Here is a 13940-nt window from a genome sequence, read left to right as displayed (position 1 = left end):
GCCATTGATAGCGCCCGTTGGGTATTCATTGGTTTTGGTAAATTCCGGTGTAACTTTGGTCGGTGTCACCGGACGTACAGCCCGCTTCGGCGGGTTTTACGATTCGTGCGCCATCTGGTCGTGCTCGGCGCATCGCTTTGAGCAATAGTCGTTTTCTTTGCGCGCCAGCTGGGCGCCGTGGCGATACAGAAGAGTGGCTTTGACGGCCATCCCGGCTTCAACTTCTTTGCGGCAGTACGCGCATTTGATTTTCACGTATACACCTCTCACAAATCCGCTGGATATCCAGCGGGCTGTTCACCAGCGCGGACAATTTGCTCAATCTCATTGCTCAATCTCAAAGCACTCGCCCGCCACTTGTTGCTCGACGGCGGCGGCTTCGCATTGCTGCTGGCTCTCATACACGCCCAGAACAACATCCTGAAAATCACCGTTGGTCATGCCGACTGTCAGCACTAAAGCGAAGAGGGTATTCATTGGGGCGCTCCTGTTGCCTGGTGGTATTCCTGCACAGCCTGAGACCACATCAGGTCATCGCCGAGAAAGCGGGCAATGACGATTTTATTTTGCGCCGCACGGACCTTATTCAGGTCGACAGGGCCAGGCTCAACAACATGGCTCAGTCCTGCGATAACCATCTGGTTGCGATTAAGAACGAGCGATTCGCGAGGGTGCTCTACTGACGTCAGGCGCCACAGCGTACCGTTGGCGATCGGCGTGACTTTGTACTGCTGATTGTTGTGCGTTACTTCCATCTCATCTCCCCGGTCTTTCCCGGCGTCAGAACTTTTTCACTGAGTAATCACTGTGCAGTGATTGTCTGGTGGGCTTCGCTGGTGGTGCCAGATGCTTATCTTCTGGTTGTCCCGGTGGACTGCAATTCACCACCGCGAAGCCCGTTTGTTTGGATGGAGTAAATTTAGCTCAATGCTAAATCTGTATCAATAGCATAATGCTAAATTAAAAGGAGAATATATTTAGCATATTGATTTATAAGTGATTATTTTTTACTGGAGGATTTTGATTTGACGTAAAAAAGCCCGCTAGATGGCGGGCTTTAGTTTGGGGTGATGGTGATTATGGGATATTGAGAATTTTTGCGTCTACAACCACGCCGATAATTATGCAGTTACCGTTAATTTCAATCATCGGGTATTGCGGGTTGAGCGGTTTGAGGAATCGTCTTCCTGCATCAACAACGAGCTTTTTAAAAGTAGCTTCATTGTCACCTTCAAGTTTCGCCACAACGAGTTTTCCATTGATCGCCTCAACCTTGGGGTCAATGAGTATCGCTGCGCCTTCTGGGATGCTCAGACCAACAGGAGACGTCATAGAGTCGCCTCTTACATCAAGCCAGAAGGAATCCTCTGAACAATCTACGGTAGTATCGTACCAGCGCTCTACTGCCTTTCTGTGATACGGTTCGATAGCTTCCATCCACTGACCGGCGCTAACCCAACTGATAACAGGGTAGCTTCCTCGAGTCTCGATAATCCCACGATAAGACACATTTGGCTCGTTGACTTGATTGTGCAGCACATCCATCCAACCGGAAGGTAGATTGAATGCGCCCTCAATTTTACGCGCCATTTTGTCGCCAATATTCCGGTTTGGATTATCTCCAGTGAGCTGGCTTAAGGTTGCAGGGCTTGTATCTACGGCCTCAGCAAATTGCGCCTTCGTCATGCCTGATTCCTGCCGCTTCTGTTCGATAAGCGATTCCAGATTGGCTTTTCTGATCTCTTTATTTTCCATACCAGCATACTGGCTTTTTTTAGCAGAATGATAAATATGCAAATTGCTAAATATGCCTTGCGTGATATTTAGCATAAAGCTAAACTCCATTCGTTAATCGTAATCGGAGAAACACATGTCAAACGAACTTCTTCGTTGGCGTAAGGGTGCTACAGGGGCCGAATGGTCGATGCTGGCTACTCTCGCCAATACCACGACTGGCTATCTCGATCAGATCGCATACGGGAATCGACGCGCTTCTCCCGAAAAAGCGAAAGCCATCGAGGATGCCTCTCAAAACTTCAACAACCAGCCGCCCATCAAGAAGGAAAGCCTGGTATTTGCTGAATCCAAGAATTCGGCGGCCTAAACACGCAACGGAGTATCACCAATGGAGAACTCAATATCACGCAAGTTAGAACCGCCGATTCTCAATCGTCTTGAGATTGAGAGTATTTTGCTCAACCGACTGGCGTCAGTGGGGCAAAAAAACTACGCCGAGCGCATCGGTGTCAGTGAGTCAGCAGTAAGCAAGCGCAAGGCTGACAGTCATTTTTCTGAAATGGCCCGCGAAATTTCAGCCCTGGAGTTGCAGGTGGTTCCGCCTGAGGCGGTGGTGGTATCGCGCGATTACCTGAAATCGGTCGAAACACTGGCTGATATAGGTTTGCGCGCAGAACGATGCAGGCCTGGCCCGCTGGGGTGGGACTGATGAACCACATCGAGTTTATCGAAAAACACGTTCGCGCCGAGCTTCTCAAGCTGGGATTTACGGTTTCGGTGGCTCAGGGGGGGGCATACCAGGCAGTGGACTTATTCAAACGTATGAGTCAGGCCAGTCAAAAGGGGAAGATTTTCGATGATGTTTTACGACACGCCCGTTTGTGGGCAGAGAAACAGACCAGTACAGCCGAACGCCGAGAAGCAAAACGCGCGGTTAAGAAGGGCGGTAATCAGGCTGGTTTGTTCTGAAAGGGTGAAGACCGGACTGCTCGAACAGTGCCGGCCTTCGGGTGCAAATGCAGTGAACAGTTGCGAGATCATTATGACAAACAGTTTTCTAAAACACCAGGCGCGGGAGTCATAACCATGTCGAACGTCGCCTATGCCAATTTTGCGGCGGATTCCGCCGCCAGGAGCAACCGGATGGAGAACCAGAAAACCGGATTCATCCCGTTGTACCGGAGCGTGCTTAAGCAACCCTGGTCGAAAGATGTTTTTCTGCGCACGCTGTGGGACAACCTTCTGCTGAACGCCGCGCGCCAGCCGTACACAGCGAACTTTAAAGGGCGTCAGTGGCCGCTGCAAACCGGGCAACTGGTAACCACATCAGCAGATTTAGGGCTGAGTTTATGCGACCGTAATGGAGAGCCAACGAGTCGCCATGCAGTAGAGAGAATGCTCTCCGTTTTCGTGAAAGAGGGGATGATTTCCACCGCCGGAGAGAAGCGAAAAGGCACTGTGATCACCATCAGAAATTATGCTGAATATGCTCAAAAAACGGACGATTTACCCGCGCATTACCCCGCGCATATCGCCGAGCCTAAGCCCGCGCATGACGAAGCCAGTGATGGCGCGGCTTCGAACGGTGATGCCGCGCATTACCCCGCACTTAAGGCCGCGCAATTCCCCGCGCATCATGAACAACAAGGTAATAACAACAATAAAAACATTAAAAGATCTTCGTCTGAGAATTCTGACGAATTCACCGACGAGAAGCTGAAAAAGTTTTTATCTGCTCACCCCGAAGCGGTGATCTACACACCCTCCGGAGCCAGGTGGGGTTCAGCAGACGATTTGGTTGCTGCTGAGTGGATTGCTGTTCGCGTGAAGAAAATCAACCCGACCTGCAAAGAACCTGACATGAAGTCCTGGGCGAACACCATTCGCCTGATCCGCCAGATTGACGGCCGCACCCACCAGGAGATTTGCTCCCTGTACGACTGGGCCAGCAAAGACAGTTTCTGGCACAAAAACATCATGTGCCCGGCAAGCCTGCGTAAGCAGTGGGATCGCCTGACGGTTGAACGTGCTGCTCCTCCTGCATCTCCTGCGGGAAAACAAAATATCGACTTCAACAACACCGACTGGATTAACGGGGTGCTCGATGAAAACTCTCTCTAAACAGATTCAAAACCTCGATCGCGAAAACTTCCGCCGCGTTGCCCATGGTCTGCCGGAAGTGCAGGACGCATGCGAACCGACTCGCCAGGCTCAGCAGGTGGCCGAAGTATTCAACGGTTTGTTTGCGCAGCTGCGTGCCGCGTTCCCTGCAGCTATCGCCAGTTTCCACACGCAGGATGAATTCGACGAGTTCCGCCGCCAGTGGCTTCTGGCATTCCGTGAAAACGGCATCACCACCATGGACCAGGTTGCTGCCGGAATGCGCGTGGCACGCCAGCAGGCAAAACCGTTCCTGCCATCACCGGGGCAGTTTATCACCTGGTGCCGCGCCGAAGAGAGCGCCGCCATCGGTTTGCCGGACACTTCTGGACTTGTCGACCTGGTTTATCAGTACAGCCGCACGCGCGGTCAGTACCCGGATGCCGAATCCTACCCGTGGCCGAATCACGCAACCTACTGGATGGTCACCACGCTGTACCAGGTGATGCGCTCTGCCGGGCTGAGCGATGCCGAACTGCGCCGCCGGGCCGGTGAAGAACTGGCGAAGATGGTCAGGCGTATTCGCAATGGCGAACAAATTCCAGCCCCTGTGGCGCGTTTGCCTGTGCTGGGTAGCAAACCCCTGACGCGCGAACAGAACGCAGCACGCATTGCAGAAATTCGGGCGAAGTTTGGTTTCAAAGGGGAAGGGCATGACTGACGCCATGGAGAAATACGCGTGAGAGAAATCATTCCCAAATTTACGGCTTATGCGTACGAAGGAATATTTCGCCCAGTGCCGGATCCCATTCATCGTCATGCAGATGTTCAAATTCAATCTGTGTCACCAGTAAAATTTGATTTGAAAGAAACTCCTGAGCGGACTCAGGGAGGTTGTCAAGGGTTAGTTCATCCTGAATGACAAACAGAGAATCACTTAGCGACAAGTTTCTTATAGTTGGCAAAGGCCATTTGTATTTGAGAAGTATTACATGATGAAGAGCGCTTCTACCTTTCAGCGGGAACACATTTGCGCCGTATTGTTCTCTGTGTTGATGCAGAAAAACCTCAAGGATGAAAAGTTGCGCAGTCCTGTGGATGATCATCATATCGGCATTGTTCCTGACTAAGGAAGTATATTGAACACCGTGAACTTTACTGACGTGATTTTTGATGAGATTCCAGAGTTCGGAATATGCAACAGACATGTCGAACCTCCTTCGGACCTTATGTGTAGGAGTGGATTATTAAGAATAGAACGAGGTGAAGGTAAGAACTCATGGGTAGATCAAAAATTTTCCGATAACGACAGCTTACAAACGGACAAAATGCTGATGATTAATATCAGTGAACTGTCACAGAGTGTCAGAATAGGAATATGCTGTATTGCTCAACTTGTAAGCATGTAGCACTGATGATGGTGCATTGTTAAATTTAAGGGGGTGTTATGGCAAGATTTTTCGTTAATGCTATTGTTGTTCACTCATCCGGTAATCTGAAAGGTGTTGTCGAAAATATTCTAGAACCAGATACCGATTATGCACGCGCATGCGTCAGGTGGGATGACGGCACTTTTTCCACGCATTCCGAGAAGGAACTCAGGTGGGCAGCTCCTGAGCGTCCAGCCCTGCACAAGAAACTTTCGTGACAGCCATCTGGATGGTGGGAGTCGGGTCTTAAACAGCGTAGATATTCAGGGAATGTTGTCCTTCATCCGCCTTGTTGTGAGAAAACGTGGCGACACTGAACTTCTGATACAGCAAATGCAGGAGCAGATGCTGCATAAGGTTTACGAAAATGACATCATTGCGCTGGTTAACCGTAACTGACGTTCCTTTCGGGCAGTTGTCCCGATAGTGATATATAATCCCCTCTACATCAGAGGGGATTTTCATATGTCGAAATACAACATTGCAGCCCAAAGTCCGGAAGAACAGGAAAAAATCAACGTTGACCTTGCGGCTTCGGCCGTAGCATACAAAGAGCGCCTCAATATTCCTGTTATAGCTGAAATGGTGACGAGAGAACAACCCGAGCACTTGCGTGAGTATTTCATGGAAAGAGTGCGATTTTACCGGGAGCTAAGCATTGAACTACCAAAAGCCTCCGATCCTCGCTACATCGAAATGGCCGAACAAATTACCAAAAAATAGTCTGCGCGCATTTTGATTTTTGAAGGATACCTGTTCATAATACCGGTGTCAGCCTGAACAACTGACACCTGAGTAATCACTGTGCCACGGGGAAATACCGATGGCGCAGACGTTGTACCTTGAAAAAAGCTATCAAAACGTCCTGATTCCGGCTGAAACCTGAACCAGCGATTTTTTGCAACTATTGCCAGTTGGTCAGATGCTTTCTGGTGATTTCCGCAAGCCGCGCAATTACGCCTTTCATAAAAAGTTCTTCAAACTTCTGACGCTCGGGTATCACTACTGGACCCCGACTGGTGGCCTCATTGAGGGATCCGAACGTGCGTTGATTGCCGGTTACATAGACTTCCTGTCTGCAAACCCATCACAGCGCGATGCCCTGCATAACGCCGCCGACATGTATCTGAACACTGTCGGTCTGGTGCGTTCCCGCGACACCGTCCTACTCAAACACTTCGAGTCATTCCGGGAGTGGGCCACCATTCAGGCCGGATTCTATGACGAGTACACAATGCCGGACGGCTCCCGCCGGAAAATAGCCAAATCAATCTCGTTCGCCAGCATGGATGATGCCCAGTTTAACGGCGTTTATCAGTCGGTGCTGAACGTTCTCTGGAATTACATTCTGTGCCGCAAATTCCACTCAGCTAACGACGCTGAGAACGCCGCTGCGCAGCTGATGAGCTACGCGGGGTGAGCATGGCAAACCTTCGTAAAGCAGCACGTGGGCGCGAATGCCAGGTAAGAATTCCGGGTGTCTGTAACGGCAACCCTGAAACTTCCGTTCTGGCGCACATCCGCCTGGCAGGGTTATGCGGAACCGGCATTAAGCCGCCTGACCTCATCGCAACAATCGCATGCTCAGCCTGTCACGACGAAATCGACCGCCGTACGCACCTTGTTGATGCGGAGTGCGCGAAAGAGTGTGCGCTGGAGGGAATGGCCCGAACTCAGGTTATCTGGCTCAAAGAGGGGATCGTGAAAGCATGACTACCGAAACCGAGAAAGAGCTTGGCAATGTCGTTGTATTTCCCACTCGCAAGGAAAGCATTGGGGATGATCTCGCTATTACACGTGATGGGGAGCAGCTCCGTTGCCGACACGAAGCCGTCTGGGTAAATGAAAAAGAAAGAACCGTTCGCTGCCGACGCTGTGATGCCTTGCTTGAGCCTTTCGAATTCATCATGACTCTCTGCGATCAGGAATCCCGGTATGCAGAAAGCGTGAAATACCTTCGCAGGGAAGAAAAGCAGCGCAGGCAGAACATAGTAAAGCTGATTCAGATTGAGAAAAACGCCAAATCACGGATCCGCCGCGCTGGCAATAAATCACCCCTGCCATTGTGGCAAAACGAGAGGGGCGATGAATGACCTTCGCCCGTTTCATCCAGTACCAGGCCGAAAGCGTAGCTCGGGCATGTCTCAAGGCGATCGCTCGCCACACCAAAGAACCAGTTAAAAAACCATCGCAGCAAACTACAGGGGCCGCCGCATGAACGAACAATATCTGCAATACGTCCGGGAAGAAATCGCGCTGGCTACTGCTGATTTTAGCGGTCGCACGAAGGGGCAATTAATGGCGCTGGTGGAGCAGATCCAGTTCACACACGAACGGTACCCGCGTAAACGCCAGTTCATCACGGATGAGGTGACGGGGAAGAAAATCATGATGAGAAATCCCCCTGTACCGGGCAAACAATCTCACGCGAAGGGAACCTCTATCCCGCAGGTCATCCCGGCGGAGTTTTCAACGGCAAGCTGGCGGCGCGCTATTGCTAAACTGGAAGATACCGAAAGCGCCTGGGTGAGTTGGAACTATCTGCACGATACTGATTTCCGGTTGCAGATGGTGATTGTGCAGCATGGCTGGCTGCTATTCAGCGAGACGATTAAAGGCCGGCGCATAGCAGGGAAGACGAAAGAGAAGCTCAAGGCGCTTATCTGGCTGGCGGCGCAGGACGTCAAAGAGCAACTGTCAGGGCGCGAAACCTACCTTAATGAAGAACTGGCGGGATTTGTTGGCATCGCCCCTGACAATTGGACGCATAACTATCGCGACTACTGGCGAGCCATGCGCGGTGTATTCCTCTCGCTCGACAGGTGCTCATTAATTTCGATAGTCCGATCACGTTCTCAACAAAAATCAGCTTTTTCGCAGCAGGGGGTTGCAAAAGTCAATTAAATAGGCCATACTCGAGTCTACTTTGATATGCTGCCTGAATTGTAGTTGTCGGCAAAAGATAAAGTCTCGGCATCTCGCCGGGGCTTTTTCGTATTCAGGCCTCACTGCCAGATACTCTGAGTTCTGTTTCGGTGGATAAAAGAAACCCCGGCCTGGTGATATCCGGGGAAATAGGGTAGGAGTATCTACTTTTTTATTATACGTGCGACAAAATATAGACAAAAAAATGCCCGAGTGAAAGAGTTCGGGCTGAAAAAGTTACAATCGGGGAAAGCTGATTACATATCAGCAACATCATTATAAGGCTTAACTCAAATTTGTAAAGTTGTGTCATTCAAGCCCGCTGTGATGTGGTTTTTGTTCCCGACTAACCAGACCTGGGTGAGCGCCTGGCTGGCGACGCTGCAACACTCTCATATTGCCAGCCCCGGTGCGTGGATCTCTTATATCCGTGCCGAATAATGGCCAGATAGAATAATTTGACAGTGTGGAATGCTCCAATTTACATTGTCTGTGTGGTGAATCCCCCTGTGTGGAGGGCGTATCAGCATACCTGAGCATGTTAAGTCGGCATCAGTTATACCGGGACGCTGTTGCTGAGCAGCGTTCACCGGGAGGCACCCGGCACCACACCTACCTTCTGAGTTAAATTTCCTATCAAGCCTGTTCATTTGAGCAGGCTTTTTTATCTCCCTAACTTCCACCGCGCCATCCGAATAATCGGAGGTGAGGCTTATGCCAATGCCCTATAAAAATGATTTTCTCACCACTCTGCTTGCCTCTCGTGAGCAGGGGATCGGCGCAATGCTGGCGTTTGTAATGGCGTACCTCCGGGGCGCTATAACGGCGGCGCGTTCGTCAAAACACTAACCGACGCACTGATGTGCGCAATGATTGCCTGGTTCGTGCGTGACCTGCTCGATTTTATGGGGCTGAGTCCGAATCTGGCTTACATCGCCAGCGTGTTCATTGGTTACCTCGGCACGGATTCCATTGGCAGCCTGATAAAGAAATTCACCGCCAGAAAGGCAGGAGTGAACGATGCAAATCAGTGAAAAAGGCGTGGCGCTGATTAAGCGCTTTGAAGGATGCAGCCTGACGGCGTATCGCTGCCCCGCCGGAGTTCTGACGATAGGGTTTGGCTGGACGCATCCGGTGGACGGTAAACCGCTCAGCCCTGACATGACCATTGACCAGAGCACCGCAGACCGGCTGCTGAAAACCGGTCTGGTCAGTTTTGAGAATGATGTCCTGAAAATGGTCAGGGTGAAGCTTAACCAGAATCAGTTCGACGCGCTGGTATCGTTTGCGTACAACACGGGGTCGCGGGCGTTATCCACCTCGACGCTGCTGAAAAAACTGAATGCCGGGGATTACGCAGGCGCAGCAGACCAGTTCCTGCGCTGGAACAAAGCGGGCGGAAAAGTGCTGAAGGGGCTGACCCGTCGGCGTGAGGCAGAGCGGGAGTTATTTTTATCATGAAAATACAGCTGGTGGACGACTGGAAAGGGTGCTGGAAATGGTTTTCCTCGTGGGCACTGACGCTGGCCGGTGCTATTCCGGTGGTGTGGGTGGAACTGCCCGATGACCTGAAAGCGGCCATCCCGCCCGGCGCCATGAGCACGATTACCGCAGTGGTGGCCGGATGTGGTCTGGTGGGGCGTCTGGTACAGCAGGGTAAGCCGCAATGACTGCCAAAACCATTCTGGTGCTGGTGAAAAAGTTCTGGCTGCCGGTGCTCATTGTCGCAGTAATCGCTGTGCTGGCGACAGTAGCCAGCCACTACAAGGGCAAGTCAGAGCGGGAGACGAAAAGGGCCGATGAGGCAGAGCACAGCCTCAATCTGGCGAACGTCACCATCACCGACATGCAGACCCGGCAGCGTGACGTTGCCGCGCTGGACGCCAAATACACGAAGGAGTTAGCTGATGCGAAAAAGCAGCTTGATAATCTGCAGCGTTGCGTTAGCTCTGGTAAGTGTGGGTTGCGAGTCAACGCCAGATGTCCAGCGAACGGAACGGCCAGCGCCCCCGGCATGGATGATGCAGCCAGCCCCCGACTTACTGACGCCGCTGAACGGGATTATTTCACCCTCAGAGAGCGAATCGAAACCAGCGGCAAAATGATTGCCGGGTTGCAGGACTACATCAACACCCAGTGTCTGAAGTAAGTTTCCTTGCAAAAATTCATTCTTTAGAACAGACAGTTCCTCGCCAGTGGGGGAGGAAGAACCGGGTGAGATATCAACCGAATTTTTGGCCGGTAATACCTGCGTGGCAGGTGCTGGATACCTTATCGGGAAGAAAACGTTGCTGAATTCAATTTGATGTTAATGAGAGTGGTTATTATTTACAAGTTATTACACTTTAGGTGTGGTTATTGTTGCTGAAAATGGTTATATGATAACTGCTTTGTAAAAAGCCCCGAGGGTAATCCATTACAGATTAGTCCGTTAATCTCTCGGGGGGTACTACTTCCTTCTCATACAGTCATAACGCCACACCAGGGGTAAGTCGAAGTACATAACACGTAAGGTATGTAACAAAAGTATAACAAAGAAATTACCAGTGCCGTTGATAGTAACATAAAAACGTGATCCTGATCATCTTTTTGTCTTATCTCAGAGTAATCTGAATCTGTAAAAATCCGACCCGGCCTGTGCCGGGTTTTTTACGCCCGCTGTACAGGGGCAGATGCAGGCAGGGTGGATGACATGAATGGCTGAAAGTAAAGCGCAGACAATTCTTTGAGAAAAAGGCTGCGCAAATAAGGCAGGAACTTAGCGCGGAACGATAGGTGGCGGCCCGCCACGATGATGGCCAGGGGGAGGGATACAGCCACTCAAACTTGCCGTAGCCAGCAATAACGCCAGAATCAAAGCTGATTTTCTCATTTCATATCCCGGATTTATCTGCAGTTAAATGCATACCAAATAAATCACATCTGAAGCGAATCGCATTAGTAAAAAATGCCATCCAAATCCACAGGAAAGTGGTTCCGATAATGTCTGCGTGAGTAAATGGTCATGGCAACACCGGACTGGGAGGCCGTTGAATTGGCAAACCGGGCGGGTGATGAGTCACATCTCTGGGCTACTGGTTTTTGCTGGTGGAATTTCATTTGCGCCTCGCACGCGCAGCCTGGCGATATCTTTCAGTAGTGAGCCTGGGGCATTCCGCTTTATCGGGCGGTCTTCCCGTGCGACAGGCTCGCATCTAAAAGGAAGCACCATGGCACGCCTGAACGTTGAAGTAATACCACCAAATAATGACAAGATAAATCAGGTTATTGATGAAATAACCCGCAAATATGCACGCAGACCGCTTACGCCTAAAGTTGAAGAAGAACTGCAGCGAGAGGCTGCTCGCCTGGTTCGGCGTCTTATAAAGATGAAAGTAACACTGGTCCGATAAATTAATTACAAAAGCCATTCTTCGAGTGGCTTCGATAATGAAGTATCAAGCACTGGAGTAAAACATGGTCGTCGATAGCGAATGCAGACCAATCCCAAAGGCGTCCTTTGTCGCCGAGTTTGCACCACACATACGCCTGATACCAGCAGATGGTGTTTACGAGTGGGTGCAGGTGTAGTGGCACACTGAATCCGGCCACCTTCATAATCCTGACCACTTTCACCTCGCAGACGCTGATATCGCGTTTATGTGGGCATCCAGCGCCTTCGCCAAAAAGGGGCGCACGGTGCTCGGCCAGTGCGAAGAAGTGATGCTGCGCGCCGGAGGCTGGCAGAAGGCCCGCATGGAACAGCAGATGCACGAATGGTTCGGGCATCAACCTGACTACATCATCACGCTCGCCGCTGATTTCTGCCTGGGTTGCTCTGACCTCGAATTCTGCGCGCTCATCGAGCATGAGCTCTACCACATCGCCCAGAAGACCGACGAGTTCGGCGCACCGACGTTCTACCGCGAAACGGGCAAGCCGAAGCTCTGCCTGCGCGGCCACGATGTCGAAGAATTTATTGGTGTGGTTCGTCGCTACGGTGCGAGCCGCGATGTGCAGGAACTGGTGGCTGCAGCAAATCAACCTGCGGAGGTTGCACACATCGATGTTGCCAGAGCGTGCGGGACGTGCATGTTGAGGCTGGCTTAAATTCAGGACTGGTTAGGACGAATGGTGAATTATGGCGGCATTAAAACCAGAGATAAAAGCCTTCATAGTTCAATCTGTTGCGTGCTTTGACACCCCGTCGCAGGTGGTCGAGTCCGTCCTGAAAGAATTTGGCATTCAGATCACCCGCCAGCAGGTTGAGCAGAATGATCCAACGAAGGTTAGCGGAAAGGGCTTGGCTAAAAAGTGGAGCGACCTTTTCAACACTACGCGTGAGCGCTTCCTGAACGAAATTTCCGATATCCCGATCGCCAATAAGGCTTATCGCCTGCGCGCGCTCAATCGCATGGCTATGACTACCGAAGGAATGAAAAACTTTGGTATGACGGCCCAGTTAATTGAGCAGGCCGCAAAAGAAGTCGGCGACGCCTATACCAACAAATTGAAGGTAGAAAGCACGGGTAAAGATGGCGGACCCATCAAAACCGAAACAACAAATTTAACACCCCAGGAAGCTGCTGAGGCTTACAAAAAAATGATGGGTTAGTTATGCCGATTCCATTCCAATTTGACTTCAAAAATCCGGACTACAACGCGGTTTTTGAGTGGCGAATGGAGCGATTACAGCGTATCCGCCAGCATCCTGAAATGCTGCCAGTACTTAAGCAGTTTTACCGTGATAACCCGGCTCAGTTCATTATCGACTGGGGTATGACGACCGACCCGCGCAACCTGGACTATGGTCTTCCCGTAACAATCCCGTTTCTTCTGTTCCCTCGGCAAGAGGAATGGATCAACTGGATAATGGAGCGTCGCTCTAACCTTGAACACGGGCTTACTGAAAAAAGCCGTGAAATGGGGTTGAGCTGGACTTCAATCGGTCTGGCCTGCTCGCTCTGCCTGTTCAACAAAGAAATGGTGATCGGCTTCGGTTCCCGTAAAGAGGAATACGTCGACAGCACTGGCGACCCAAAAGCCCTTTTCTGGAAAGCCCGTAAATTCGTCGAAACGCTCCCGGTAGAGTTTCGCGGAAAATGGGACGAGAAAAAACATGCCCCTCATATGCGTGTTGAGTTCCCGGAAACGGGGGCCGTGCTGAAAGGTGAGGCGGGCGATAACATTGGTCGTGGTGACCGTACAACACTTTATTTCGTGGACGAAGCGGCATTCCTGCAACGTCCGCTACTGATTGACGCCGCGCTTTCGCAAACCACTCGTTGCCGTATCGATCTCTCATCGGTGAACGGCATGAACAACCCATTTGCCCAGAAGCGGCATAGCGGGAGAATCCCGGTCTTTACTTTCCACTGGCGAAGCGACCCGCGCAAAGACGATGAGTGGTACAAGAAGGAATGCGAGAAAATTGATAACCCAGTCATTGTTGCCCAGGAGCTGGACCTCAACTATCAGGCATCAGCAGAGGGTATTCTTATCCCGTCTGAGTGGGTTCAGGCTGCCGTTGATGCCCATATCAAACTCGGTATTGAGCCGACAGGACAGCGTCTAGGCGCGATGGATATCGCGGACGAGGGCAAAGATAAAAACGGTTTCGCTGCCCGTTACGGCTTCCTGTTGCAGGAGATTGAGGAGTGGTCTGGTGAGGGGAGTGATATCTTCGCCTCGGTCGCTAGATAGTGTCGTCACAAGATTTTAGCCCAGAGAGCGATGCATCTGATCTGGACGGCAGCGAGAAATGAGGCC

Annotated in this window: 21 protein-coding genes and 4 pseudogenes; 20 read left to right on the top strand and 5 right to left on the bottom strand. The window is 51.1% G+C overall.

Annotated elements, in window-relative coordinates; translation table 11 throughout:
• Nucleotides 1-96: 96 nt before the first annotated feature.
• From ACSZPU_RS17210 to ACSZPU_RS17195, 4 genes are all read right to left on the bottom strand, one after another.
• Nucleotides 97-255, bottom strand: coding sequence for a YdaE family protein (locus ACSZPU_RS17210; RefSeq protein WP_499001209.1), 159 nt, complete (start codon nucleotides 253-255; stop codon nucleotides 97-99).
• 69 nt (nucleotides 256-324) lie between these two features.
• Nucleotides 325-477 (bottom strand): DUF1482 family protein, encoded by a 153-nt coding sequence (locus tag ACSZPU_RS17205; protein ID WP_499001208.1) that lies wholly within the window; start codon nucleotides 475-477, stop codon nucleotides 325-327.
• Nucleotides 474-755, bottom strand: a complete 282-nt coding sequence (gene kil, locus ACSZPU_RS17200; protein ID WP_499001204.1) for a host cell division inhibitory peptide Kil — start codon at nucleotides 753-755, stop codon at nucleotides 474-476. The genes ACSZPU_RS17205 and kil overlap by 4 nt, the downstream gene beginning before the upstream one ends.
• 322 nt (nucleotides 756-1077) lie before the next feature.
• Nucleotides 1078-1830, bottom strand: a complete 753-nt coding sequence (locus ACSZPU_RS17195; RefSeq protein ID WP_499001201.1) for a LexA family protein — start codon at nucleotides 1828-1830, stop codon at nucleotides 1078-1080.
• A gap of 40 nt (nucleotides 1831-1870) precedes the next feature.
• On the opposite strand from ACSZPU_RS17195, the gene ACSZPU_RS17190 reads away from it, so the two are divergent.
• The 5 genes from ACSZPU_RS17190 (at nucleotide 1871) to ACSZPU_RS17170 (ending at nucleotide 4558) form a co-directional block, all read left to right on the top strand.
• Nucleotides 1871-2104 carry a transcriptional regulator gene (locus ACSZPU_RS17190; RefSeq protein ID WP_499001198.1) on the top strand — a complete coding sequence of 78 codons (234 nt, stop codon included), beginning with the start codon at nucleotides 1871-1873 and terminating at the stop codon, nucleotides 2102-2104.
• A gap of 21 nt (nucleotides 2105-2125) precedes the next feature.
• Nucleotides 2126-2446 carry a CII family transcriptional regulator gene (locus ACSZPU_RS17185; protein WP_499001195.1) on the top strand — a complete coding sequence of 107 codons (321 nt, stop codon included), beginning with the start codon at nucleotides 2126-2128 and terminating at the stop codon, nucleotides 2444-2446.
• Nucleotides 2446-2706: a hypothetical protein gene (locus ACSZPU_RS17180; protein WP_499001193.1), complete on the top strand. Its 261-nt coding sequence runs from the start codon at nucleotides 2446-2448 to the stop codon at nucleotides 2704-2706. The genes ACSZPU_RS17185 and ACSZPU_RS17180 overlap by 1 nt, the downstream gene beginning before the upstream one ends.
• A gap of 174 nt (nucleotides 2707-2880) precedes the next feature.
• A complete protein-coding gene (locus tag ACSZPU_RS17175) occupies nucleotides 2881-3858 on the top strand; it encodes a phage replication protein O (RefSeq protein WP_499001212.1) in 978 nt (325 codons plus the stop codon).
• Nucleotides 3842-4558 (top strand): replication protein P, encoded by a 717-nt coding sequence (locus tag ACSZPU_RS17170; RefSeq protein WP_499001191.1) that lies wholly within the window; start codon nucleotides 3842-3844, stop codon nucleotides 4556-4558. Before ACSZPU_RS17175 ends, ACSZPU_RS17170 begins: the two co-directional genes overlap by 17 nt.
• Nucleotides 4559-4598: 40 nt before the next feature.
• Here the strand turns inward: ACSZPU_RS17170 and ACSZPU_RS17165 are convergent, their stop codons facing one another.
• Complete coding sequence (locus ACSZPU_RS17165) at nucleotides 4599-5045, bottom strand: ECs1072 family phage-associated protein (protein ID WP_499001190.1); 447 nt, start codon at nucleotides 5043-5045, stop codon at nucleotides 4599-4601.
• 354 nt (nucleotides 5046-5399) lie between these two features.
• On the opposite strand from ACSZPU_RS17165, the gene ACSZPU_RS17160 reads away from it, so the two are divergent.
• From ACSZPU_RS17160 to ACSZPU_RS17090, 15 genes and pseudogenes are all read left to right on the top strand, one after another.
• Nucleotides 5400-5666, top strand: a complete 267-nt coding sequence (locus ACSZPU_RS17160; RefSeq protein WP_499001187.1) for a hypothetical protein — start codon at nucleotides 5400-5402, stop codon at nucleotides 5664-5666.
• 66 nt (nucleotides 5667-5732) lie between these two features.
• A complete protein-coding gene (locus ACSZPU_RS17155; RefSeq protein ID WP_499001184.1) occupies nucleotides 5733-5990 on the top strand; it encodes a DNA polymerase III subunit theta in 258 nt (85 codons plus the stop codon).
• Between the two features lie 100 nt (nucleotides 5991-6090).
• Nucleotides 6091-6687: pseudogene (locus ACSZPU_RS17150) on the top strand (DUF1367 family protein).
• A gap of 2 nt (nucleotides 6688-6689) precedes the next feature.
• Nucleotides 6690-6980, top strand: a complete 291-nt coding sequence (locus tag ACSZPU_RS17145) for a DUF1364 domain-containing protein (RefSeq protein WP_499001182.1) — start codon at nucleotides 6690-6692, stop codon at nucleotides 6978-6980.
• Nucleotides 6977-7360, top strand: a complete 384-nt coding sequence (locus tag ACSZPU_RS17140; RefSeq protein WP_499001180.1) for a hypothetical protein — start codon at nucleotides 6977-6979, stop codon at nucleotides 7358-7360. Before ACSZPU_RS17145 ends, ACSZPU_RS17140 begins: the two co-directional genes overlap by 4 nt.
• Entirely contained in the window at nucleotides 7357-7485 is a 129-nt protein-coding gene (locus ACSZPU_RS17135) for a PPVAKH motif-containing phage-derived small protein (protein WP_499001178.1), read from the top strand. The genes ACSZPU_RS17140 and ACSZPU_RS17135 overlap by 4 nt, the downstream gene beginning before the upstream one ends.
• Nucleotides 7482-8171 (top strand): bacteriophage antitermination protein Q, encoded by a 690-nt coding sequence (locus ACSZPU_RS17130; protein WP_499001175.1) that lies wholly within the window; start codon nucleotides 7482-7484, stop codon nucleotides 8169-8171. Before ACSZPU_RS17135 ends, ACSZPU_RS17130 begins: the two co-directional genes overlap by 4 nt.
• Nucleotides 8172-8906: 735 nt before the next feature.
• A pseudogene (locus ACSZPU_RS17125) lies at nucleotides 8907-9226 on the top strand (phage holin, lambda family).
• Nucleotides 9213-9653, top strand: coding sequence for a lysozyme (locus ACSZPU_RS17120; RefSeq protein WP_499001173.1), 441 nt, complete (start codon nucleotides 9213-9215; stop codon nucleotides 9651-9653). Before ACSZPU_RS17125 ends, ACSZPU_RS17120 begins: the two are co-directional and overlap by 14 nt.
• A complete protein-coding gene (locus ACSZPU_RS17115) occupies nucleotides 9650-9862 on the top strand; it encodes a DUF7940 domain-containing protein (RefSeq protein ID WP_499001170.1) in 213 nt (70 codons plus the stop codon). Before ACSZPU_RS17120 ends, ACSZPU_RS17115 begins: the two co-directional genes overlap by 4 nt.
• Nucleotides 9859-10341, top strand: a complete 483-nt coding sequence (locus ACSZPU_RS17110) for a lysis protein (RefSeq protein ID WP_499001168.1) — start codon at nucleotides 9859-9861, stop codon at nucleotides 10339-10341. The genes ACSZPU_RS17115 and ACSZPU_RS17110 overlap by 4 nt, the downstream gene beginning before the upstream one ends.
• A 1060-nt stretch (nucleotides 10342-11401) precedes the next feature.
• A complete protein-coding gene (locus ACSZPU_RS17105) occupies nucleotides 11402-11584 on the top strand; it encodes a hypothetical protein (protein WP_499001166.1) in 183 nt (60 codons plus the stop codon).
• 64 nt (nucleotides 11585-11648) lie between these two features.
• A pseudogene (locus ACSZPU_RS17100) lies at nucleotides 11649-12281 on the top strand (putative metallopeptidase).
• Nucleotides 12282-12312: 31 nt separating this feature from the next.
• A complete protein-coding gene (locus tag ACSZPU_RS17095; RefSeq protein ID WP_499001163.1) occupies nucleotides 12313-12786 on the top strand; it encodes a DUF2280 domain-containing protein in 474 nt (157 codons plus the stop codon).
• A gap of 2 nt (nucleotides 12787-12788) precedes the next feature.
• Nucleotides 12789-13871: pseudogene (locus ACSZPU_RS17090) on the top strand (TerL protein); the annotation flags it as partial.
• Between the last annotated feature and the right edge of the window lie 69 nt (nucleotides 13872-13940).

It is taken from the genome of Phytobacter sp. V69, assembly GCF_965644215.1.
In the GTDB taxonomy this organism is placed as follows: domain Bacteria; phylum Pseudomonadota; class Gammaproteobacteria; order Enterobacterales; family Enterobacteriaceae; genus Phytobacter.
The sequence above is the reverse complement of the archived record's forward strand: the minus strand, read 5'-3'. Positions and strand labels throughout refer to the sequence as shown.